This window comes from Clostridium saccharobutylicum DSM 13864 (assembly GCF_000473995.1).
Classification (GTDB): Bacteria; Bacillota; Clostridia; order Clostridiales; family Clostridiaceae; genus Clostridium; species Clostridium saccharobutylicum.
On the sequence record NC_022571.1, the window covers coordinates 4,321,868 to 4,343,363 of the forward strand.

Below are 21,496 nucleotides of genomic sequence, written 5' to 3' on the forward strand. Positions count from 1 at the left end.
TCCCTTTATTCCTCAAAGGTCCATTCGTTAAATTCTTTCATGTTAAGATTACACCATCCCTAACTCTCTTTTCGAACCTAAATTTAATTACTATTCCTCATCATTGGATTACATAATATTTTGTTTTAATAAAATATTAATTCTTAAGAAAAAAAATGTCAATCTTTTTGTTAATAAAAAATATATATAATTTATCTTAATAATTAATTATAAACTATTTAAGTTTTTATGCTTCTTTTTTATTCTTTTCTACAATTTCATCGATAATTGCTTCTCTTTTGTTTCCTAAAACATTAGCAATCTTTGTGGACATACTTTTTTCTTTGTAGATAGCATCCTTATTAGCTTCAACAATTTTTAATATTTTTTCCTCCATCTTTTCATATGAAATTAAATCATCATAATACGTATCTACAATATCCTTTAAACATGTTGCTAATTCTCTTGGGTTTCTATAAACTGCTCTCATTTTATTCTCCTTAATGTAAAAAGTATTTTTTATGTTTTAATTTTTTTATAAGAAATTTTGGCTTTTAACTATTAATAGTTATTTGCTTATATTATACCATTAAATAGTTTAAAATTCTAGATTGTATTGCTATTAAAAACTTTTTAGCCATGCTATTTTAAACGTTATCTTTATAAAGTATGACATATAATTTTTCTATCTAATACTTATTGTAAAATCATTTGGAACAATCATCACAATACATTTAGCACGTTTCACAACATTTACAGTTACTGACCCTATCATTCTAGTTAAACCTTTCTTAGTAGATTTAGTCATAACAATTATGCCTATATTTTCTTCTTTTGCTTTTTTTATTATCTCATCTGCTGGGTAACCAAAAGCAAAATATGTTTCTGTTTTATAATCTTTCATTTTTTCTTTAGCTGCTTCTAATATGTCTTTTCCCAGCTCTTGTGCAAGCTTTATTTCATCTGCAACTATCATTTCATTTATTAATACTAATTCCTTAACATTCATTATTATAATATCAACTGATCCTTTGGGAAATATCTCTTTTACAAACTCTAAAGAATGCATACTTCTTTCTGACCCATCTATAGGTATTAATATTTTTCTCTTATTCATATATACTCCCCCTTAAATACTAGATAATATTTAATTCAACAACTTATTAACGATTTCCTTCTTTTCTAATATATTGATTTAAATTTATTTAAGAACCTATCTAATGTACATTTTAAAAAATAACAAGTTCATTTGTCTAAGGCACGTGAAAATAAATAGCAAGTTCAATTTACCATTTATATTTTTTACCAAGGTATCTTATTTTAGGTCAATTTACTCACATAGCATGATTAGGAATAGACTGATAAATGGGCATGCTATTTTTTTGAATGTGCCTAAACTAAAATAATGTAATTTGTTGAAGTTCATTCTCTTTAAATGAAGAAACACTTACCCCTATTAACCTTATCTCATCTTTTAATTGCTCTGCCTCTAGCAGTTCCTTTGCGATTTCAAATATCTCAATTTGAGTATTTACATAATAATTTAATGTTTTGCTTCTTGTATGGTTTTCAAAATCTTTGGTCTTATATTTTAAAGTTACAGTTTTCCCCATAACATTCTTCCTAGATAAAATATCTTCTATTTCAAATGAAAATTCCTTTATGTACTCTAATAATTCTTCTTTAATTTTTGTATCAAACTTCAAAGTTCTTTCTTTCCCTACAGATTTTCTTTCACGGACAACTTCAACTTTTCTATTATCTATTCCTCTAATTCTATTATAGATATCAATACCACTTTTTCCTAAATACTCAAGGTAAAACTCCTTAGGCATGTTATATAAATCTTTTATATAATATATCCCCATATTATTTAATTTTGCTACTGATATTTTCCCCAATCCATGAACTTTTGATATAGAAAGAGGTAGAAGTATGTCCGGAATCATTTCTTTTGTTATTTCCTTGATTCCATTAGGCTTATTCCAATCAGATGCAAGCTTAGCTAAAAACTTATTGTAAGATATACCAATTGATAATGTTAGTCCAATTTCTCTATACACTCTGTTTTTAATATAGCGCGCTGCTTCCATTCCATCCTTAATTTTGGCTTCTGATAAATCTAAAAATCCTTCATCTATAGATACTGGTTCAACTAAAGGAGTTAGCTCGTTAAAAAGCTTAAATATTTCTTGAGATACCTTAGTATACTTTCCATATCTTCCACTAACAAAAATTCCATTAGGACATTTTTCTCTTGCCATAAAAATAGGCATTGCTGAATGAACTCCATATTTTCTAGCTTCATAAGAACAAGTGGATACAACACCTCTTTCACTTACTCCACCAACAATAACAGGTTTCCCTCTGAGTTCTGGATTATCTCTTTGTTCCACCGACGCAAAAAAAGCATCCATATCCACATGTAATATTTTATTTTCCATTCTGAATATCACCTCTTGTCTTTTCTACATAAGGCACATGAAAATAAATAACAAGTGATGAAATATAGACCATCAAATGGACTTGTTATTTTTTAATGTATCTAAAAACAAAGCTAGCGAATTTCTTCCTAGCCATTAATTAAGGGACATTCAAATGACAAGTCAAAAATGTCATTTGAATGTCCCTAATTCTAAATTACATTTTATAAGCTTTCTTAGATTAATTTCTAAGTTTCTCAAGCAAGTATTTCATTAAAAATACCTTGATTTTTACTTACTAAAAACGAATATGTCCCAAAAGCCATTAGCTCATCTACATATCTCATTTCTTTATCTCTATTATCCATAAATACAATTACAAATGCAATCATATTTCTAAAATCCTTATCTATATAAAAATTGTATTCACTTTCCTCTGTACATAAATATTCTATAGTTTGTTTAATCAAACCTATACTCTCATTTATATTTTCTTCTCCTACTAAAACACCTAGTAATTGTAGAAATTGATTTCCAATTTTAATATCATTTTTCTCTAATGCTTTTACTAATTGTGATGCCTTATCTGCAGCATTTTCATTACTATTTAATAATATAGAGTTAGTTAATCCTTGAACTCCATTATTTGAGAACAATTTTAGATCTTTAATATAATTAAAAATAAACTCCATATATTCTGTCATACAATCAAATTTTGCACCGCTGATAGCTAATAATGCACATAATAAATAATCATCTTCTTTTGTTAAATTTCCATATTTCTGTTTTATTATATTAAATATATTTTTCATTCTCTTTATTATAATACATCTATTTTCATGATCACAATATTTAACTATTGAATATGAGACTAAGGTTAAATATTCGCATTCTTTAAAACCTTCCTCAACTAATAAATTAAAAGTATCCAAAACACTATTAGTTATTTCAAAATTTTCTTTCTCCTGATTTGCAATTAGAAAGGATAATATGTAAAGCATATCTCCCCTAAACACAGACATCTTTGATGTGCTTTTCTTAATAAAAGTTCTTATTTCCTTGACCTTATCTACAGGGATTTTGTTTTTATGATATCCATTAAGTAATGCTGAAAAATGATTAATATAATCTCCATCATATCTTAAGTTTTGCATTGCATGTTTATAATTTTTTATTGTAATATCACAAACCTCTTTAATTCTGTTATTCATAACTGTCCCCCCATCTAAATCAACAACAATAAAATCGTTTTCATTGTTGTATTATACTGCTACTATCAATATATGTCCACAAAATTTATATTTTTATAAAACTTTTTACTTTCAATATTTGTACTTATGCATAATTTTTTCTTATAAGTACATATTAAACTATAATTATTACAAATTAGTGTCAGGATTAATTAAAACTGAAGAATCAATAATGAATAATTGATTACTACTGGTGAAATTTCTATAAAATTTTATTAAAATATATTTTTAGAAAGCTCTAAATTGGATATTATCCGTCATTATTCATTCTAACTGGTCTATTAAAAAAGTTACCAAAAGTTCTTTAAGCTATGTTATAATAGCATTATTATTGATATTTTTTTACGAAAAGGAGTAATAATTATGAGTCTTAAAGATAAATTAAGTAGTAAATTCAGCAATTATTTTCAAAATGCTTATATGCAAAAATATGGTGATAGAATAACAAGTGTATCTGGGACTGTATTATCTGTAAAATTTCTTGAAAAGAATTATTTTATAATGAAAAGTTTAGTTATTGAAATGGTTATCAAACCTGAAGTCGGCAAGAAGGTTGTTAAATGTTGGTATAAAAAGAATAGATGGTTCAAGAAACCTGAATTTATTCTTGTAAAGCAAGGCCATAAAGTTATAATTATGGGAGTTACAGGAGAAAAAAATAGTAAAAAAGAAAATTCTCAAGAAGTCCAAATTATGAATGTACTTAACCTTACAACAAAAAAAGATTTAGTACCAGTTGACCACAGTCAAATAAGAAAATCTCGTCAACAAGCAATGAATATGAGAAGATAGAGCTTTACTTAAAGTTTGGTAATAAACAACCGAAAGAGAATACACATATGTTCCGTATACTAGAAAAAACTCGCTGGGTATATCTAAATGGAAAGTTGCATCCATTTTAGATTGCTCCCAATACAAGATTGGGACAATCTAAAAGTGGAACAGCTTCCCATTTAGATATACCAGCGGCTTATTTTTCAATGTCTACTTCACATATATGTATTCTCTTTCTTTGTATTACGATAACTTTAATTATTTTGCATATAAATATCTAAATATATCTCATGCTCTAAACAGAAATCAAAACTATAAACTTTTTTCGATAAAGCTAGATTGATACTTTAGGCACAATTAAAAAAATAGCAGGTTCACCTTTTAACATATTTTTCATCAATCTACAGTCTTGTTTTACAGAAAACTTTTACAAATCCAACTTATTATTTTCTTTCATGTACCTTAAATAAAGTTTATTTCAGTATCTAAATATTTTAGTTTAATATATTCAGATGTTCAATCTTATCAAAATTTTATTTAAAGTTGCCAATAAACAGAGAAATTAGTCACATATTTGTGGAATAGGCCTTGAAAATAAACTGCTGGAACATCTTAATGTCAGGTTGTTCCACTTTAGTTTGTCCAAATTTTATATTTGGAGCAAACTGAAGTGGGTACAACCTAACATTTAGATGCTCCCAGTGAAATTTTCTTAGTCCTATGAAACAAATATGTGGCTAATTTCGGTGAGATATTTCAAAACTCTAATGTTTCGCAATGTGTTTAATACTTAGATTTAATCAAAAGATAAACACTATTGATGAATGCTATTATTCCTGAGAAAAACATTACTATTAACACTTGTTTAACTGATAATGGTACAGTATGAAATACTTGTTGTAAAAATGGTACATATAGTACTGAGCAAATTAATATTACTGATATTAAAACTGCTCCAACTAACCATGGATTTGTAAATAGCTTTATTTCAAAAATTGAGTGTCTTTCTGATCTACATTCAAATACATGAATAAGTTGTGACATTACTAATGTACATAACGCTAGCGTTCTACATGTTTCTAAATTCATTCCATAATATCTTCCTACCATAAAAGATAATAGTGTACATAATCCTATTAGCGTACCTCTGACTATTATTTTTTCTACTAATCCTCTAGCAAATATACTTTCGCCTTTTTCTCTTGGTTGCTGTCTCATTATATCTGATTCTGCTGGATCAACACCAAGTGCAATTGCTGGAAGTCCATCAGTTGCTAAGTTTACTAGTAATATCTGTATTGGGCTTAAAGGATTTGGCAGATAAAATAATGTAGCTAAAAACATTGTCAATACTTCACCCAAGTTACATGATAATAGATACCTAATAAATTTTCTTATATTATCATATATTATTCTTCCCTCTTCAACTGCTGCAACTATAGTTGAAAAATTATCATCCATAAGTATCATAGATGATGCTTCCTTAGTTACATCTGTTCCCGATATTCCCATAGCAATTCCAATATCAGATTCTTTTATTGCAGGTGCATCATTTACACCATCACCTGTCATTGCCACAATATTTCCTGTTTTCTTAAATGCTCTTACAATTCTTAATTTATGACTAGGTGAAACTCTTGCAAACACCCTTACCTTTTTTACTCTCTTTTCTAATTCTGAATCACTTACTGCTTCAATTTGTTGTCCAGTCATAACTTGATCTTCTGTGCTACAAATATTTAAATATTTTGCTATTGCAAGAGCTGTATTTTGATGATCGCCTGTTATCATAACAGGTTTTATTCCTGCCAATTTACATTTTAAAACTGCATCTACAGCTTCCTTTCTTGGAGGATCTATGCTACCTGTGATTCCTAAAAAAATCAAGTTATTCTCTAATTTTTCACTTTTAACCAAATTCTCTTCCTTATATGCTGCTGCTAAGCACCTCAATGCTCTAGATGACATAGCTGTGATAAATTGAGAGACTTGCTTTTTCTTCTGATATGTGAAAGGTTTAATTTTATTATTTTCTAATATAAATTCACATTTATCAATCATTCTTTCTGGAGCACCTTTAACATAACAAGTTTCTTTTCCACCTTCATTTACTATGACAGACATCATCTTTCTAGTTGAATCAAAAGGTATATCAAAAACTCTATTAGCATTTGATTGAAAACTTTCTAATACTGGTACTTCTTTAAAAAACATATTTATCAATGCAGTTTCTGTTGGATCACCATGAAGTGCTTCACTCATTTTCTTTTTAGTAAAATCATAATTACAGTCATTACAATAAACAAGACACTTCATAAATTTTGTATAGTCATTTAACTTCTCTTTATCTAACTCATAAATACGTCCATTTAGATAAACTTCTTTTACAGTCATTTTATTTTGAGTTAATGTTCCTGTTTTATCCGAACATATAACTGATGTACATCCTAAAGTTTCTACTGCTGGAAGCTTTCTAACAAGTGCATTTCTCTTAAGCATTCTTGATACCCCTAGAGCCAATGCAACTGTTACAATAGCAGCTAATCCTTCTGGTATAGCTGCAACTGCAAGGCTTACACCAAGTAAAAACATTTCAGTTATATCATTGCCTCTCATTATTCCCATTATTGTAACAATAGCACATATTACAAGACAAATTACAACTAAAATCTTACCTAGCGAATCTAATTTTTTATTTAAAGGTGATTTTTCTTCCTCAATATTCTGGATTAAATCAGCTATTTTTCCCATTTCAGTTTTCATTCCGATACAATCAACTTTAAATAATCCCTTTCCCTTAACTACTGTTGTCCCCATAAATCCACTATTAGCTTTTTTATTTTTAGAATCCTTATTAACCCCTACTGATTCTCCAGTTAATAATGATTCATCTACAACTATACCTGAACTCTCAATAAAAAAGCCATCTGCAGGAATTCTATCTCCTGCCTCTAATATAACAACATCTCCTATAGTTAAATAAATTGAATTTATAATTTGTATACTTGAATCTCTGAGTACTTTACATGTTGGAGCTGCTAAATCCTTTAATGCCTCTAATGATTTTTCAGTTTTAAACTCCTGAATAAATCCTAGTATCGAATTAATAACAACTATTATAAGTATAGTTATAGCATCTGCTCTATCTCCAATTATCCCAGAAATTATTGTTGCAGCAATTAATACCCAAACAATAAAATTATTGAATTGTGATAAAAATATTTTAAATGCTGATGCTTTTTTATGGTGTTGTAATTCATTAAATCCAAATTTCTCAATTCGCTTTTCTGCTTCCTTCGTGCTAAGACCAGCGGTCAATTCCTTTTCTTGTATCACACCTTTTCCTCCTTATACATAACTTAAGCATATTAAAGAATATGACACTTCAAACATATAATATATTTTGTATATTGACCCCAAGCACCACTCTTATCCTTATATCTTACTAATCTTATTCCTTATATAATATACAGATAAAATATCACACAAAATTATACTCATATGCTGATTCATTATTTTTTGAATATGCCTTATATCATATATATATTTTCCTTTATAAAAGTTATGCACATTAAAAAAAGTGCGCTAGCACATTATAATCTTCTCACATTAAAAAAAGTGCGCTAGCACATTATAATCTTCTCACATTAAAAAAAGTGCGTTAGCACATTATGATCTTCTCACATTTTAAAAAAGTGCGCTAGCACTATTAAGATCTTTTCACATAAAAAAAGACATCTTAAAATGATATATTAATCATTCTAAGATATCTTATATTTATATTATTATTTCATTGAATTAACTACATTAGTAAGTGGTGGTATTACTTGTTTCTTTCTTGATAATACACCTGGTAAAAATGCCATTGAATCCTTTAATGTAACGTTGAAAGTCTTTTCAACATAATCTGGTCTATTACCAGCTACTAGAACTTGTGAGCCTTCTGTTAATATATCAGTTAAAAGAAGCATTACTACATCATATTTTTTATTGTCTGCTTCACTAGCCATATAACTTAACATTTCATCTTTTAATGGCATAAAGCCTTCAATATCCATAGTATTAACTTGAGCTACTCCGACTTTAGCTTCTCCCATTGAAAAAGGCTTAAAATCTTGATTGAATATTTCAGCTACACTCTTACCTACTAAAGAAGTTCCAGCTTTAAACATTTCCTTTGCAAAATCTTCTAAACTTTGAATTCCCGCTATTTCAGCTAATTTAGTACAAATAGTTCTATCTTGCTCTGTACAAGTAGGACTCTTAAATAATAAAGTATCTGAAATAATAGCTCCACATAATAATCCTGCTACTTCTTTAGATGGTGTAACACCATGTTCAAAATAACATTTAGCAACTATACTTGAGCTACTTCCTATTGGTTCATTTCTAAAATATATTGGATTATTTGTTTGAATATCTGCAACTCTATGGTGATCTATAATTTCAAGAACTTCTGCTTCTTCTAACCCATCAACAGATTGACCTCTTTCATTATGGTCAACTTGTATAACTTTTTTCTTATGATTAGAAATAAGATGATATCTTGCAACAGTTCCTACAACTTTGTTATCTGCATCAGTTACAGGATAACTATGATATCTAGTTTCAGCCATAACTTCTTTAATATCTTCAACTAATTCATCGTTTGAGAATGATATTAAATTTTCTGTAGCCATAACATATCCTACCGGTATACTTTGAACTATTAATCTTGAAGCAGTGAAAGAGTCATGTGGTGTACTTATTACAGTAACTCCATTTTCTTTAGCCTCAGAAAGTAAATTTTCATCTAATTTATGAGAACCAGTAACTATAATTAATGAAGTCTTTATATCAATAAGAGCTTGTTGCACATCAGGTCTATCACCAACGATTGCAATATCTCCTTCATCTACTATTTCTCTTAAACTTTCTGGTTGCATTGCAGTAACTGCAATCTTTCCATCGAATGTTTTAACATTTTCATTTATGTATATAGGCGTAGCTGCAAGTGTGTCTATTATATTCTCTATTGATGTGTTACTCTTGCCTAATATGTTATTGTCCCATATGTCCATATATGCTGATGTTAAATTTGAAATTGAAAGAATTCCTAACAATCTTTCATTTTCATCTACAACTGGCAAAGATTTGCTATGATTATCTCTCATAATATTCCATGCCATTTTTAAAGAAATACTTGGTAATATTGGTGAAATTTTATCTATTTCTAAATCTTCCACTTTTAGCTTTACTGTTTCTAATAATTTTGGTGCTTTAACTCCAAAATAATCTAAAATAAATTGCGTTTCTGCATTTACATTACCTAATCTTACAGGTACAGCAGGAAGATCACTAGTCTTATTTTTTAATTCTGCATAGCCATATGCAGCACAAATGGAATCTGAATCAGGATTTTTATGCCCTGTTACATAAACTACATTTTCCAAAATAGTTCCTCCTCAATTTTCATATAATTTATACAATATTTATTGTACTTGTAAAGTCTACTAATGTAAAGCGTAAATTAATTGTGTAATATTTCAATATATTAACTCGAAATCAAAACATTCAAACGTAAATAAATATATAATTAAGAAATCATACAAAATATACAATGCACATTCAATAAAACAAAAAAATCCAAGACTACATCTCAGATTTTTTTATTTATAATTATGATCTCATGTTATTTATCATTCCCCATATATCATCTGCTGCAGTTATTGCTTTTGAGCTAAGCTGAAAAGCTCTTTGAGTTAATATAACATCTGAAAATACTTCAGTAGGATCTACTGTTGAAGCTTCTAAAAACCCTTGTCTTATATCATAATTTGTACTTTGTGTAATCTGTGCATCCGCGCTTGGTACAAAATGACTATTTCCTTGAGGTATAAAAGCCTTATCTCCTATTGCTGTGAAAACTGGAATGGTTCCTATTTTAACCATATCCGTTCCAGAATTCATGTACAATCCACCTTGCTCATCTACAGATATCTTTTCACTTTCTAACTGAGGACTTCCTTCTGACATTCCTGCTTCATAATTTATATAAACTTTGGTTCCAGTTGCATCAACTAAAACTCCATTAGAATCAATCTTAAAATTACCATTTCTAGTATACGCTATACTTCCATCACTTTGTGTAAGAGCAAAATATCCTTGACCAGTACCATCATCTATTGCTAAATCAGTTTTTATTCCTGTATTTTTTAGATTTCCTTGCTTATTGACAGCATAGTTAGTTCCGAGCTTAACACCAGTACCATTTACAGCAGTTTTAGTTACAAGCGGAGTACCTTGTCTATCCAATGATTCTACTAAAAGATCTTTAAAACCTACATCAGTATTTTTATAAGCTATAGTTTGACTATTTACTAAATCATTTGATAAATAATCGAGTTTTTCTTGATATGCACTCATACCACTTTTCCCAGTAGCAAAAATATTAAACATAAATATTCCCCCTTAATTATACACGTCCAAGTTCAGTTGCTGCTTTTTGTACAGTTTCATCTTGCATCTTAACAAATTTTTGATTTGTTTCAAACTGTCTCTTTACTTCCATGAGCTTTATTAACTCTGAGGCTGAATCTACATTAGAACCTTCAAGTGTATTTTGTGTAACATCAACCTTTGCATTATAGGTAGGACTTTGATCTGTTATATAATTATCACCCATTGGTTCTAACTTTTTATAATCACTACCACTAAAATCAGCTGTTAATAATTTATCAGTTGCGCCTGTTCCTTCAATATTAATATTATTATCTGCATCTAATGAAAACTTCTTATCACCTACATATATTGGTTCATGAGCTCCAGTTGTGTTATTTACACCTAAAACTTTGCTTCCATCATTTGTTATTAAATATCCTTGCTGATCAATTTTGAAATTTCCATCTCTCGTATAAACTTCTTTATTACCACTTTGTGCAACAAAGAATCCTCTTCCACTTATAGCAAAATCAGTCATATTACCTGTTGATTTAAACGTTCCTTGTGTAAAAGCTGTTTTCACATCATAAGTTTTTACGCCTAAATTTAGCGTGCCTAAGTCATTTCTAACATATTGATCTCCAGAAAGCTTCTGCCTATTAGATATCATAACATCCTCAAAGCTTTGTTTTGTTAATTCACGTTTTTTATAACCAGTATTATTTACATTTGCAATATTATTAGTGATTGTTTCTTGTTCATTCTGTAATGTTATTAACCCTGATAGTGAAGTGTAAAACCCTCTTATCATTTTAACCCTCTCCTTTTAAAATGGACTTACGTTCATTTTCATAAATCATACCTAAATCCCTAGCTCTTTGCTCAATTTGACTATCAGAAAGACTTATTGTATATTTATATCCAATCATGAATGTAACACCTAAAATTAATCCTATGCCTATTCCTAAAAATATTCGTTTATCTATAAAAAAAGACATTTTTACTTTTATTTTTTGAATAAACCTTTTACTAATAGTACTTCCCCCTTGCTTATAGATAATTCACGACATATTTGTTCTTCTGTTAATCCATCTAGTAAAAGTTTCTTTATACTCTCTGTTTTTGAACTATCTATATTTTTTTTGATTTCAGAAAAATTAATTTCTGAAATCACTTCTTTATCTATATCTAAGTTAATCTCAATGTTACTTTCTTCAACGTTATTATCATCATTAGATTCAGTATATTCATTTTTATTATTTTCTATTTCAGCTTTATTTTCGTATACTTCTTCAACATTCTTTAATATATTTAACTCATTTTTTATTTCTATAATTTCTTGTTGCAATTCTGTTAAACTTTCTGCAATATCTCTTCTAATAATGCCCAGTTCTATCTTATAATCATTTACATCTTCTTTATTATTATTAAGAATATTTTCAAAAGAAAAATTCGAAGTATTTTCTTCTCTTTTTATTGCTCTATAATTATAAATTATCAACACAACACCAATTATTATCAATACTATTGGCATAAAATCCCTCATTTCAAATATATACCTCGAGGAAAATTCACCTCGAGGTATTTAATCAATATAATGTAATTTCTTCATAGATTCTCTTAGATTACGAATGGCTCTGCTATGTAATTGACAAACTCTAGATTCTGATACACCTAATACGTTTCCTATTTCTTTTAATGTTAAGCCTTCATAATAATATAAATTTAAAATTGTCCTGTCTTTTTCTTTGAGAAGTTCTATCGCTTGTGTTAAAATTTCAAGCTGCTCTTTATCTTGTACATACATATCAGGACTAGGGCTATTTTTATCTTCAATAATACCCATAAAATTTATATCTTCATCTTCAGAAAAAATAACATTTTCTAGTGATACCATTGAAATATAATTTATATAATTTTCTATTTCAGTTATTTCATTTAATGAAATATTTAAGTACTTTGCAATTTCATTATCAGTTGGCTCTCTTAATAATTGTCCTTGCAAATCATCAATAGCTTTATTATATCGATTTAATTTATCCATAGCCCCCTTAGATAAGGGTCTATTTTTTCTTAACTCGTCTATCATTGCACCTTTAATTCTTATAGATGCATAAGATGAAAACTTCATTCCCTTAGTATTATCAAATTTATTTAATGCATCCATAAGCCCAATCATACCATAGCTTACCAGATCCTCATATTCCATATATTTATTTTTACTAAACATAACTCTAGAGGCAATATACTTTACTAGCGGAATATATTCTTGTATGACTTGTTCTTTTCCATCAACTTCTCTTGCAGTGTTCAACCCATTACCCTCCACAACTTTCTTTTCATCATATTTACTTATGATCTAGCTCTTTGCTTTCTCATTATTTCAAAAAGTTCTTCAATTATTATATCGCTTTGTGCTTCTGTAATATCTAAGAACCTTATACCACATAATCTTTCATTATCATAAGTCTCTTCAATTCTAACAATATCACCTTTTAATAAAAATTCTTTTTGTTTTATTTTCATCTTAATAAAAAACAAATCATCTTTACTTACTTTTTCTTTCAATTTAAGTTTTATGCCTCCGCCACTTAAATCTACCATTAATGCTTCTTTAAAAGGAATATCTTCAAAATCTTCTTCATGAATATTAGTAATGTTTTTATATTGTACTGAATTTACCATACCGACTCTAAAAAAGTTTCTTCTTTGGATTGCAGTAATATTAAATGGTTCTTCTAATTCATAATATAATATATTTCCATCTTTCCCTTTTGAAATTACTTTAGAATAAAAATTAAAGCAATTTCCATTTTCTAAATATGCATTCACTTCAATTTTTTCTCCTGAGTGTAACATCAAATATTGCCCTTCATTTGCAGGTAAATTTATTTTTATGACATCATCATCTATATCAATAACTAAACTTTTATATGGTTTTTCATTCACTATAACTTCGATTCTATCATTAATTTCTAGATTAAAACTATGCATACAAACTCCCCCTATGAAAAAATATTAAATAGTCTTTTAAATACGCCTCTTACTCCACCAGTTGAATTTATATTTTGCCCAATAATTTTCATTGCAATTTCATCTACACATTTTGATGCATCACAATTTGGAAATAACATTGTAAACGGCTTTTGTTGCCTTACACTCTGTACTAGCTTTCTATCATCTAGTATACATCCCAAATAACTGATTTTCATACTTAAAAATCGTTTTACCGCTTTATCAAATTTATCATAAGTCTCTTTACCTTCTTCCTTAGTAAAGGCTTTATTTACAACTATTTTTGCCTCGCTCTTAAGTTTAAAATGATCTGTTGCCTTCATTAAACTGTATGCATCCGTAAGTGCTGTCGGTTCAGGTGTTGTTATTATAATCAATTCCTCTGAAGCTGATACAAATGATAAAACATCACGATTTACTCCCGCTCCTGTATCCATTAATATGTAATCATACTCTCCTAATTCCCCAAGCTTCTCAATAAACATTTTTTTTTCTGCTTCTGTTAATTCTTGCACCTTATTTAATCCAGATCCAGCAGGAATTAAAGATACCCCATTAGATGCTTCTATGATTATCTCCTCTAACTTTAAATCAGTACCTATAATATCAAATATATTATACTTAGGATAAACTCCCATTAAAATATCATCATTTCCCATACCTAAATCTGCATCAAAAATCAGAACTTTTTTTCCCCTATTGCTAAGACATATAGCTAAATTTACAACAAAATTACTTTTTCCAACTCCGCCTTTTCCAGATGTTACTGTAATTATCTTTGCATAATCATTTTCTTGTTCTTTTTTAATGTTTTCTTCTTCTTTTGTGATTAATTGTCTTAGTGTTTCTGCTTGATCTAGCATAAGGTCTCCTCCCCTAATATAAATCTAGCAATTTCCTCTTTACTTGATGTTCTTATATCATCCGGAACATTTTGCCCTGTAGTTATAAAATTAATTGGTTTGTTAGCACTTTTAGATATATTATATAAAGATCCGTATACAGTTGTTTCATCTAATTTTGTAATTATAATATTATCATAACTCAATTCTGAATATCCATTCAAAATACTCATTATATCTTTATTTTTGGTAGTTGCACTTATTACCATACTTATATGCTGTGGATTTGCCTTTTGAACAAAAGCACGAAGCTCTGATATTTGCATTGTATTCTTACTACTTCTTCCAGTAGTATCAATAAGTACAACATCACAATCCTCCATAAATTCTATTGCATCTTCCATTTCCTTCATTGTAATAACAACTTTAAATGGAATATTCATTATTTCTGCATAAGTCTTTAATTGTTCTATAGCTCCAATTCTATACGTATCTACTGTAATTAGTCCAACTTTCTTTTTTTCAACAAGCGCAAGTCTTCCTGCAAGCTTTGCTATAGTAGTTGTTTTTCCAACTCCTGTTGGACCTACTAACACAACACGACCATTCAATCTTTTTTTAGATACTAAGACGTTCCTTTCAAAAATATCCCTTAACCTCTCAGTTTCATCTACTTCTTTACTAAACTCTTCATCAATTGATTTAATAATTTCATCATGAAATTTCTCATCAATATCTAGTTGGCTTAATTTTTCTTGTAAATAATTTATTGGATTTTCATCAACTGACGTATTTTGTATCACTTTATTTAAAAGACTCTTCAAATCACTTACTTCTTTATGTACTGATTCAAAATCACGTTTATCACCTGATTGTTCCATATTATTTTCACTTTGGATAATACTTGTTTTATCATTAACGTGATTAATATTTTCCATATAATTTTCTTGGTACTTTGTGGCCTTAGGAGATTCCTTTTCTACATTGGCATTATGCTCTAAGATTCTATTATTTATAGTATCTTTTACATTCTCAACATCTTTTTTAATCCTAACTTCTGATTCCATTAACTTTTTAATATTTTCTAATGAATTTCTAAATTCTTGCTCGCTATTTAAAGTAGATTTTTCTTCTTCAAAATTTTCAACTGCTGCTGTTACTTCAATTACTTTTTTTGAAAACCAACCCTTAATTCCAGACTTTTTAACTTTTCTTTGACTTATTATGATAGCATCTTTTCCTAATTCATATCTAATTCTTGTTAATGCTTCATTCATATTACTTACAAGATATCTTTTTATTACCATCTATAATCGCACAACTCCTTCACTATTAATTTGAACATCATTTGGCACTTCATTCAATGAAATTACCATAACATGAGGAAATACCATTTCTATTAATTTTCTAAATACAGCTCTTATATTAGGTGATACCAAAATAATTGGTTGATTATTATAAAAATAAACTGATTCCAAAGTTTCTTTTATACTTGTAAGTATTTTAGTAGTTGTATCAGGATCAACTGTTGGAAATGATCCTTGAACTGATTTTTGGATATTATTTGCTATTATCTCTTCTACATTAGGGTCTAATGTGACTACTGTAATTTTTCTTTCCTCATCAATTACTTGATTACAAATCGTTCTCGCTAATGCAAATCTAACATATTCAGTTAAAACTTCTAGATCTCTTGTATTTCTGGCATTGTCCGCCAATGATTCCATTATAGTTACAATATCTTTAATAGGAACTTTCTCTCTCAATAGGTTTTGTAATACCTTTTGAAGCTCACCAATAGTTAACAAATCTGGTATAAGTTCTTCAACAACTGCACTGTATTTTTCTTTTGCATTTTCAACAATAAGCTGAACTTCCTGCCTTCCAAGTAATTCATAGGAATGAGTTTTTATTGTTTCAGTTAAATGTGTAACCATAACTGTTGTTGGGTCAACAACTGTCAATCCCTTAATTTCCGCTTCTTCTCTTTGATCTTTGTTTATCCAAATTGCAGGTAACCCAAAAGTTGGCTCTATTGTTTTTATTCCTGGTATTTCTGAATTTTCTCCTGTTGGATCCATACATAATAACATACTTGGCATCAACTCTGATGAAACAACCATTGTACCCCTAATCTTTATTATATATTCATTAGTTTTAAGTTGAAGATTATCCCTAATTCTTATTGGTTGAACCACAATTCCCATTTCTATAGCACATTGCCTTCTAACAGATGCAATTCTTTGAAGCAAATCCCCTCCAGATGCTTCATCAGCTAATGGTATAAGTCCATATCCAATTTCAACTTCCATTGATTCCACAGATATTAAATTCATAACATTTTCAGGTTCCTTACGTTCTGCTTGTATAATCTCTTCTTCTTCACTTACATACTCTTCTACTTGCTTAGCTGCTTCTTCCTTATAAAGCATATAAGTTAATACTCCAGTTGCTATAGAAGCTGTGAAAAATGCTAATTTAGGCATATTAGGTACAAGGCCTAGAAATAACATTATAGCACTAGCTACCCCAGTAGCTATAGGGAATGCAGTTAATTGAGCTGTCATAGTTTTACCAAAATTGTCAGCACTTCCCGAACGAGTAACCAAAATACCAGAAGCTGTTGATATTAATAACGCTGGTACTTGGCTTACAAGTCCATCACCAACAGACAATATAGCGTAAGTTCCAGCTGCATCCCCTACTGATAATCCTCTTTGAAGTACACCTATTACAATACCACCCAATATATTAATAACTGTAATTATAATAGCTGCCACTGCATCCCCTTTTACGAACTTAGACGCACCATCCATAGATCCATAAAAATCCGCTTCTGATTGAAGATCCTGTCTTCTTTTTCTTGCAGTAGCTTCATCTATCATACCCGAATTCAAGTCAGCATCGATACTCATTTGTTTACCTGGCATAGCATCAAGTGTAAATCTTGCTGATACTTCTGCAACTCTTCCAGCACCATTAGTAATAACCATAAATTGAATTACAACTATAATTAAGAATATAATAATACCAACTACATAATTACCACGTATAACAAAATTACCAAAAGCCGTAATAATATGACCTGCATCTCCTTCTGTTAATATTAATCTTGTTGACGATATATTAAGCCCCAATCTAAATAATGTTGTAACTAACAGCAATGTAGGAAAAACTGAAAGTTGCAATACATTAGTTGTAAACATAGTTATCAGCATTATAATTATAGATATCGTTATATTCAATGCTAAAAGTAAGTCTAGCAATATCTTCGGTAATGGTATTATTATCATAAGCACTATACCTATAACACCAAATGCTACTATTATATCTAAATTTTCTTTTATATCTAGCTTTTTGCCACCAAGCACCAAATTTCACACATCCCTCTCTTCAATGCATAATATGCAATTTAAAAAAATCATACTGCATATTTTTATCATCTATCAAAACTCATTAGTATTTTGCATATTTATTATTAATTACTTTTTATTAAGCTTCATTACCACTGCTAAAATTTCAGCTACACCTTGATACAAATCTTGTGGTATATCTTCGTCTATTTCTACTCTTTCATACATCATTCTTGCTAGTGGCTTATTTTCAATAATAGGAACATCATGTTCCTTTGCTATCCCCTTTAATTTAATGGCAACATAATCTGCCCCTTTTGCTACAACCTTTGGAGCTTCCATGTTCCCACCTTCTTCATATTTCAATGCAATCGCTAAATGCGTAGGATTAGTTATTACAACTGTAGCATCCGCAACATTTTGCATCATTCTTTTCATCCCAAGCTCTTTTTGCTTTTGCTTAATTTTGCCTTTTACTTGAGGATCTCCTTCTTGTTGTTTATATTCGTCTTTAATTTCTTGTTTTGTCATCTTCATATCTGAACCATGCATTTTATTTTGAAAAAAATAATCAACAGCTGCAATGATAACAAGAACTATACAAATCTGCTTAAAAATACCCAAAACTAAATTTCTAATCTCATTTGATAATGATGGTAAATATAAATTAGAAATTCCTAATATATTTTGATAGTTCGACTTCACATATTTATAAGCGATTACTGATATTATTGTAACTATTATCAAATTTTTTCCTAAATCTACAAGACTTCTTTTTGAAAAAATATTTTTCATTCCTGATAATGGATTTAATTTTCCAAAGGAAGGTTTTAATGGTTCTGTTGTAAATAAAAATCTTGTTTGCATCAAGTTGGCTACAATTCCTCCAAACATTATTGGTAATGTAAAAGGTAATAGTAGTGCCCCTATTTTTAACACCACAGTCGTTGATATATTAAAAATTGTTACTTCATCAAAATTTTTTAACATTGGAAATTGAAGAAAATAAATAATTACGCTTTTAAATCCATCTGTTAACATTCCCCATAGCGTTGAAATAAGCATTGTACATATAATCATTGTAAGTGCAACTCCAACTTCTTTACTTCTAGCAATTTGACCTTTTTTTCTTGATTCAGATTTTTTCTTTGGAGTTGCTTCTTCTGTTTTATCATCTCCAGCAAAAATTAACACCAATGGTGCTGCTGGCAATACATTAATTATTTCCCTGAAAATATTCGGCAAATTATATATTGCAGTACTTATTAATTTTAACATGACCGGCATTAGTATTATATATGTAATAAGTCCCAGTAAATTTTTAATAGGCATTCCCAAAACCATAATCGGAATTGTTGGTACTGTTCTTCCAATTAATCCAAAACATACATCTGTTATAACAATTATTAATACCAATGGTATAGCCATCTTTATTCCTAAAGTGAAATAATTAAATATTGTTTGCATTACTCCCATCATAGTTTCTTGATACACTATCGTTTTTCCAATCGGTACTATCTTTACACTTTCAGCTATCATATTTATAATTACATGATGACCATCTACTAGAAAGAAAAATGCCATTGAAAGAAAATATGATAAATTTCCAAGCAATGTTGTTGTAGTTTTACTTGTTGGATCTAATATAGTAACCATTGAGAATCCAGCATGAATATCCATCCATGACCCTGCAAGCCTTGCAATTTCAAAAACTAAATTTGTTATGTATCCCAAAATTAATCCAGTCATAATTTCACTTATTGAATAAAATAATAATAAATAATTGTTGTTTATGTTTCCTATTGTGGAATAATCTATTCCCGATATAATTCCAAATGAAAGTATTAACGAAAATGCACCTTTTAAAATTTGTGGTGTTCCACTTGGAAATAATATTTCAACAGCAAAAAAATATGCTGTTATTCTTAAACTTATTAAAAATAAGGAAAGAAAGTAGGCTACATCTATCAATCTGTGCTACCTCCTTATGTAGTAATCCTAGCAATCAAATCAAATATTCTTGTTGTAAAAGACATAACCGTTTGAAGCATCCAGCTTCCTAAGAATATTCCAACAACTGCTGCTGCGATTAATTTAGGAAGAAAAGTTAAAGTTTGCTCTTGAATTTGAGTCGTTGCTTGTAGAATACTTATAACTAATCCTAATACAAGCACCACTATTAATATTGGAGCTGATACCTTTGCCGCTGTTACTATTGTATCTTTAACAACTTCACTAAGCATTACTTGTGTCATAACCTCTCACCTCACATAAAACTCTGTATCAGAGATTTCACTAATAGATACCATCCATCAACCATTACAAATAAAATTAATTTAAAAGGCAATGATACCATCGTTGGCGGTAACATAAACATCCCCATAGCCATTAATACACTTGATACTACCATATCAATTACTAAAAATGGCAGATAAATTAAGAACCCTATCTGGAATGCTGTCTTCAATTCGCTTATGGCGAATGCTGGAATCAAGCTTGTAAATGGAACATTTTCTTTAGTTAAATTTTGTTGATCGACCTTATTTATATCAATAAATAATTGTAAATCCTTTTCTCGTGTTTGCTTTAACAAAAATTCCTTTAGAGGCTTTGATGCTTCATCAATTGCTTGTTCTTGGGTTATTGAATTTTGTAAATATGGTTGAATAGCTTTAGTATTCATTTCACTATAAACAGGATTCATAATAAACAATGTTAAAAATATAGCTAGTCCTGTTAAAATCTGATTAGGAACAGCTTGTTGTACTCCCATTGCACTTTTAAGAAATGAAAATACAACAACAATTCTTGTAAAACTTGTTGCCATTATCACTATTGATGGCAATAATGATAAAATTGTAAAAAATATTAATATTTTAATGTTTGATACATAGTCTTGTGGTGTTCCACTTCCATCTCCAACAGATATGTTTAAATTAGGTAAATTTGTGCTACTCGGAGCAGCATATGCATTTACAGTGCAAAACATAATAATCCCAAAAGTCATCATGAGTGTAAACATTATTGTTTTTTTATTATTTTTCATGCTTCTCTTCCTTTGATCTTGTATTCTTAACTATATTAGAATAAATCTTTTTTATCTTTGAAATTAATTCATAATAGTTTTGAGTCATCTCTTGAGTAGTTTTCTTTTTTTCTTCTTCAATATTATTAATTTCATCTTCTGACAATTCTGACAACTTTTCCATATGGCCTGCACCAGTAGTCATTACATATCCCTTTTTCCCAATCTTAACTGTTATTATAGAATTTTCTTTTGTCACTTGTACTCGTTCTATAACTTTAACATACTTGTTATTATTAATATCATTGATTTTACTTCCAAAAACTCTAAATGTTAAAAACATTAAACCTAAAGTTATACCTAAAGCTACGATTAATTGCACACATATTTTAAAAAATTCTAAATTCATTCTCTC

Annotated in this window: 20 protein-coding genes; 1 reads left to right on the forward strand and 19 read right to left on the reverse strand. The window is 29.0% G+C overall.

From position 1 onward, the window contains the following. Positions 1-226: 226 nt before the first annotated feature. The 4 genes from CLSA_RS18775 to CLSA_RS18790 all read right to left on the reverse strand — a co-directional run bounded on the left by CLSA_RS18775 (position 227) and on the right by CLSA_RS18790 (position 3,613). A complete protein-coding gene (locus CLSA_RS18775) occupies positions 227-469 on the reverse strand; it encodes a TIGR04540 family protein (protein ID WP_022749080.1) in 243 nt (80 codons plus the stop codon). Positions 470-664: 195 nt separating this feature from the next. Next, positions 665-1,096 carry a universal stress protein gene (locus CLSA_RS18780; protein ID WP_022749084.1) on the reverse strand — a complete coding sequence of 144 codons (432 nt, stop codon included), beginning with the start codon at positions 1,094-1,096 and terminating at the stop codon, positions 665-667. Positions 1,097-1,376: 280 nt separating this feature from the next. Continuing rightward, the gene (locus CLSA_RS18785; RefSeq protein WP_022749088.1) at positions 1,377-2,423 is read right to left on the reverse strand and encodes a DNA polymerase IV; all 1,047 of its coding nucleotides are present in this window, start codon (positions 2,421-2,423) and stop codon (positions 1,377-1,379) included. A 236-nt stretch (positions 2,424-2,659) separates the two neighbouring features. Beyond that, positions 2,660-3,613, reverse strand: coding sequence for a DUF4003 family protein (locus CLSA_RS18790; RefSeq protein WP_022749092.1), 954 nt, complete (start codon positions 3,611-3,613; stop codon positions 2,660-2,662). A 402-nt stretch (positions 3,614-4,015) separates the two neighbouring features. On the opposite strand from CLSA_RS18790, the gene CLSA_RS18795 reads away from it, so the two are divergent. Further along, complete coding sequence (locus CLSA_RS18795; RefSeq protein ID WP_022749094.1) at positions 4,016-4,444, forward strand: hypothetical protein; 429 nt, start codon at positions 4,016-4,018, stop codon at positions 4,442-4,444. 765 nt (positions 4,445-5,209) lie between these two features. Here CLSA_RS18795 and CLSA_RS18800 read toward each other — a convergent pair. From CLSA_RS18800 to CLSA_RS18865, 15 genes are all read right to left on the reverse strand, one after another. Continuing rightward, positions 5,210-7,762, reverse strand: a complete 2,553-nt coding sequence (locus tag CLSA_RS18800) for a calcium-translocating P-type ATPase, PMCA-type (RefSeq protein ID WP_022749097.1) — start codon at positions 7,760-7,762, stop codon at positions 5,210-5,212. 449 nt (positions 7,763-8,211) lie between these two features. Continuing rightward, complete coding sequence (locus CLSA_RS18805; protein ID WP_022749100.1) at positions 8,212-9,858, reverse strand: putative manganese-dependent inorganic diphosphatase; 1,647 nt, start codon at positions 9,856-9,858, stop codon at positions 8,212-8,214. A 226-nt stretch (positions 9,859-10,084) separates the two neighbouring features. Then, on the reverse strand, positions 10,085-10,864 hold the full coding sequence (locus CLSA_RS18810) for a flagellar hook-basal body complex protein (protein WP_022749104.1): 780 nt from the start codon (positions 10,862-10,864) through the stop codon (positions 10,085-10,087). Positions 10,865-10,880: 16 nt separating this feature from the next. Next, the gene (locus CLSA_RS18815) at positions 10,881-11,657 is read right to left on the reverse strand and encodes a flagellar hook-basal body complex protein (protein WP_022749108.1); all 777 of its coding nucleotides are present in this window, start codon (positions 11,655-11,657) and stop codon (positions 10,881-10,883) included. A gap of 1 nt (position 11,658) precedes the next feature. Continuing rightward, positions 11,659-11,844 carry a hypothetical protein gene (locus CLSA_RS23235; protein ID WP_022749112.1) on the reverse strand — a complete coding sequence of 62 codons (186 nt, stop codon included), beginning with the start codon at positions 11,842-11,844 and terminating at the stop codon, positions 11,659-11,661. Between the two features lie 8 nt (positions 11,845-11,852). Further along, the gene (locus CLSA_RS18820; protein ID WP_041716366.1) at positions 11,853-12,380 is read right to left on the reverse strand and encodes a hypothetical protein; all 528 of its coding nucleotides are present in this window, start codon (positions 12,378-12,380) and stop codon (positions 11,853-11,855) included. 51 nt (positions 12,381-12,431) lie between these two features. Further along, a complete protein-coding gene (locus CLSA_RS18825) occupies positions 12,432-13,160 on the reverse strand; it encodes a FliA/WhiG family RNA polymerase sigma factor (RefSeq protein WP_022749119.1) in 729 nt (242 codons plus the stop codon). A 38-nt stretch (positions 13,161-13,198) separates the two neighbouring features. Beyond that, positions 13,199-13,840: a flagellar brake protein gene (locus tag CLSA_RS18830; protein WP_022749122.1), complete on the reverse strand. Its 642-nt coding sequence runs from the start codon at positions 13,838-13,840 to the stop codon at positions 13,199-13,201. A gap of 11 nt (positions 13,841-13,851) precedes the next feature. After that, positions 13,852-14,724 carry a MinD/ParA family protein gene (locus CLSA_RS18835; RefSeq protein WP_022749126.1) on the reverse strand — a complete coding sequence of 291 codons (873 nt, stop codon included), beginning with the start codon at positions 14,722-14,724 and terminating at the stop codon, positions 13,852-13,854. Next, positions 14,718-16,010: a flagellar biosynthesis GTPase FlhF gene (gene flhF / locus CLSA_RS18840; protein WP_022749128.1), complete on the reverse strand. Its 1,293-nt coding sequence runs from the start codon at positions 16,008-16,010 to the stop codon at positions 14,718-14,720. The genes CLSA_RS18835 and flhF overlap by 7 nt, the downstream gene beginning before the upstream one ends. Beyond that, positions 16,011-18,077, reverse strand: coding sequence for a flagellar biosynthesis protein FlhA (gene flhA / locus CLSA_RS18845; RefSeq protein ID WP_022749132.1), 2,067 nt, complete (start codon positions 18,075-18,077; stop codon positions 16,011-16,013). Positions 18,078-18,185: 108 nt separating this feature from the next. Continuing rightward, positions 18,186-20,027, reverse strand: a complete 1,842-nt coding sequence (locus CLSA_RS18850; RefSeq protein ID WP_022749135.1) for a fused FliR family export protein/FlhB family type III secretion system protein — start codon at positions 20,025-20,027, stop codon at positions 18,186-18,188. A gap of 14 nt (positions 20,028-20,041) precedes the next feature. Beyond that, entirely contained in the window at positions 20,042-20,311 is a 270-nt protein-coding gene (locus tag CLSA_RS18855) for a flagellar biosynthetic protein FliQ (protein WP_022749138.1), read from the reverse strand. Positions 20,312-20,322: 11 nt separating this feature from the next. Beyond that, positions 20,323-21,102, reverse strand: coding sequence for a flagellar type III secretion system pore protein FliP (fliP, locus tag CLSA_RS18860; protein ID WP_041716368.1), 780 nt, complete (start codon positions 21,100-21,102; stop codon positions 20,323-20,325). Beyond that, positions 21,092-21,490: a flagellar biosynthetic protein FliO gene (locus tag CLSA_RS18865; protein WP_022749144.1), complete on the reverse strand. Its 399-nt coding sequence runs from the start codon at positions 21,488-21,490 to the stop codon at positions 21,092-21,094. The genes fliP and CLSA_RS18865 overlap by 11 nt, the downstream gene beginning before the upstream one ends. Between the last annotated feature and the right edge of the window lie 6 nt (positions 21,491-21,496).

What these genes read in the sequence shown, in the direction of transcription:
- flhF (WP_022749128.1), bottom strand. Translation starts at nt 16,010, where the DNA reads ATGGTAATAAAAAGATATCTTGTAAGTAATATGAATGAAGCATTAACA.
- CLSA_RS18785 (WP_022749088.1), bottom strand. Translation starts at nt 2,423, where the DNA reads ATGGAAAATAAAATATTACATGTGGATATGGATGCTTTTTTTGCGTCG.
- CLSA_RS18835 (WP_022749126.1), bottom strand. Translation starts at nt 14,724, where the DNA reads ATGCTAGATCAAGCAGAAACACTAAGACAATTAATCACAAAAGAAGAA.
- CLSA_RS18790 (WP_022749092.1), bottom strand. Translation starts at nt 3,613, where the DNA reads ATGAATAACAGAATTAAAGAGGTTTGTGATATTACAATAAAAAATTAT.
- CLSA_RS23235 (WP_022749112.1), bottom strand. Translation starts at nt 11,844, where the DNA reads ATGTCTTTTTTTATAGATAAACGAATATTTTTAGGAATAGGCATAGGA.
- CLSA_RS18815 (WP_022749108.1), bottom strand. Translation starts at nt 11,657, where the DNA reads ATGATAAGAGGGTTTTACACTTCACTATCAGGGTTAATAACATTACAG.
- CLSA_RS18855 (WP_022749138.1), bottom strand. Translation starts at nt 20,311, where the DNA reads ATGACACAAGTAATGCTTAGTGAAGTTGTTAAAGATACAATAGTAACA.
- CLSA_RS18795 (WP_022749094.1), top strand. Translation starts at nt 4,016, where the DNA reads ATGAGTCTTAAAGATAAATTAAGTAGTAAATTCAGCAATTATTTTCAA.
- CLSA_RS18775 (WP_022749080.1), bottom strand. Translation starts at nt 469, where the DNA reads ATGAGAGCAGTTTATAGAAACCCAAGAGAATTAGCAACATGTTTAAAG.
- CLSA_RS18830 (WP_022749122.1), bottom strand. Translation starts at nt 13,840, where the DNA reads ATGCATAGTTTTAATCTAGAAATTAATGATAGAATCGAAGTTATAGTG.
- CLSA_RS18780 (WP_022749084.1), bottom strand. Translation starts at nt 1,096, where the DNA reads ATGAATAAGAGAAAAATATTAATACCTATAGATGGGTCAGAAAGAAGT.
- CLSA_RS18810 (WP_022749104.1), bottom strand. Translation starts at nt 10,864, where the DNA reads ATGTTTAATATTTTTGCTACTGGGAAAAGTGGTATGAGTGCATATCAA.
- fliP (WP_041716368.1), bottom strand. Translation starts at nt 21,102, where the DNA reads ATGAAAAATAATAAAAAAACAATAATGTTTACACTCATGATGACTTTT.
- CLSA_RS18865 (WP_022749144.1), bottom strand. Translation starts at nt 21,490, where the DNA reads ATGAATTTAGAATTTTTTAAAATATGTGTGCAATTAATCGTAGCTTTA.
- CLSA_RS18820 (WP_041716366.1), bottom strand. Translation starts at nt 12,380, where the DNA reads ATGCCAATAGTATTGATAATAATTGGTGTTGTGTTGATAATTTATAAT.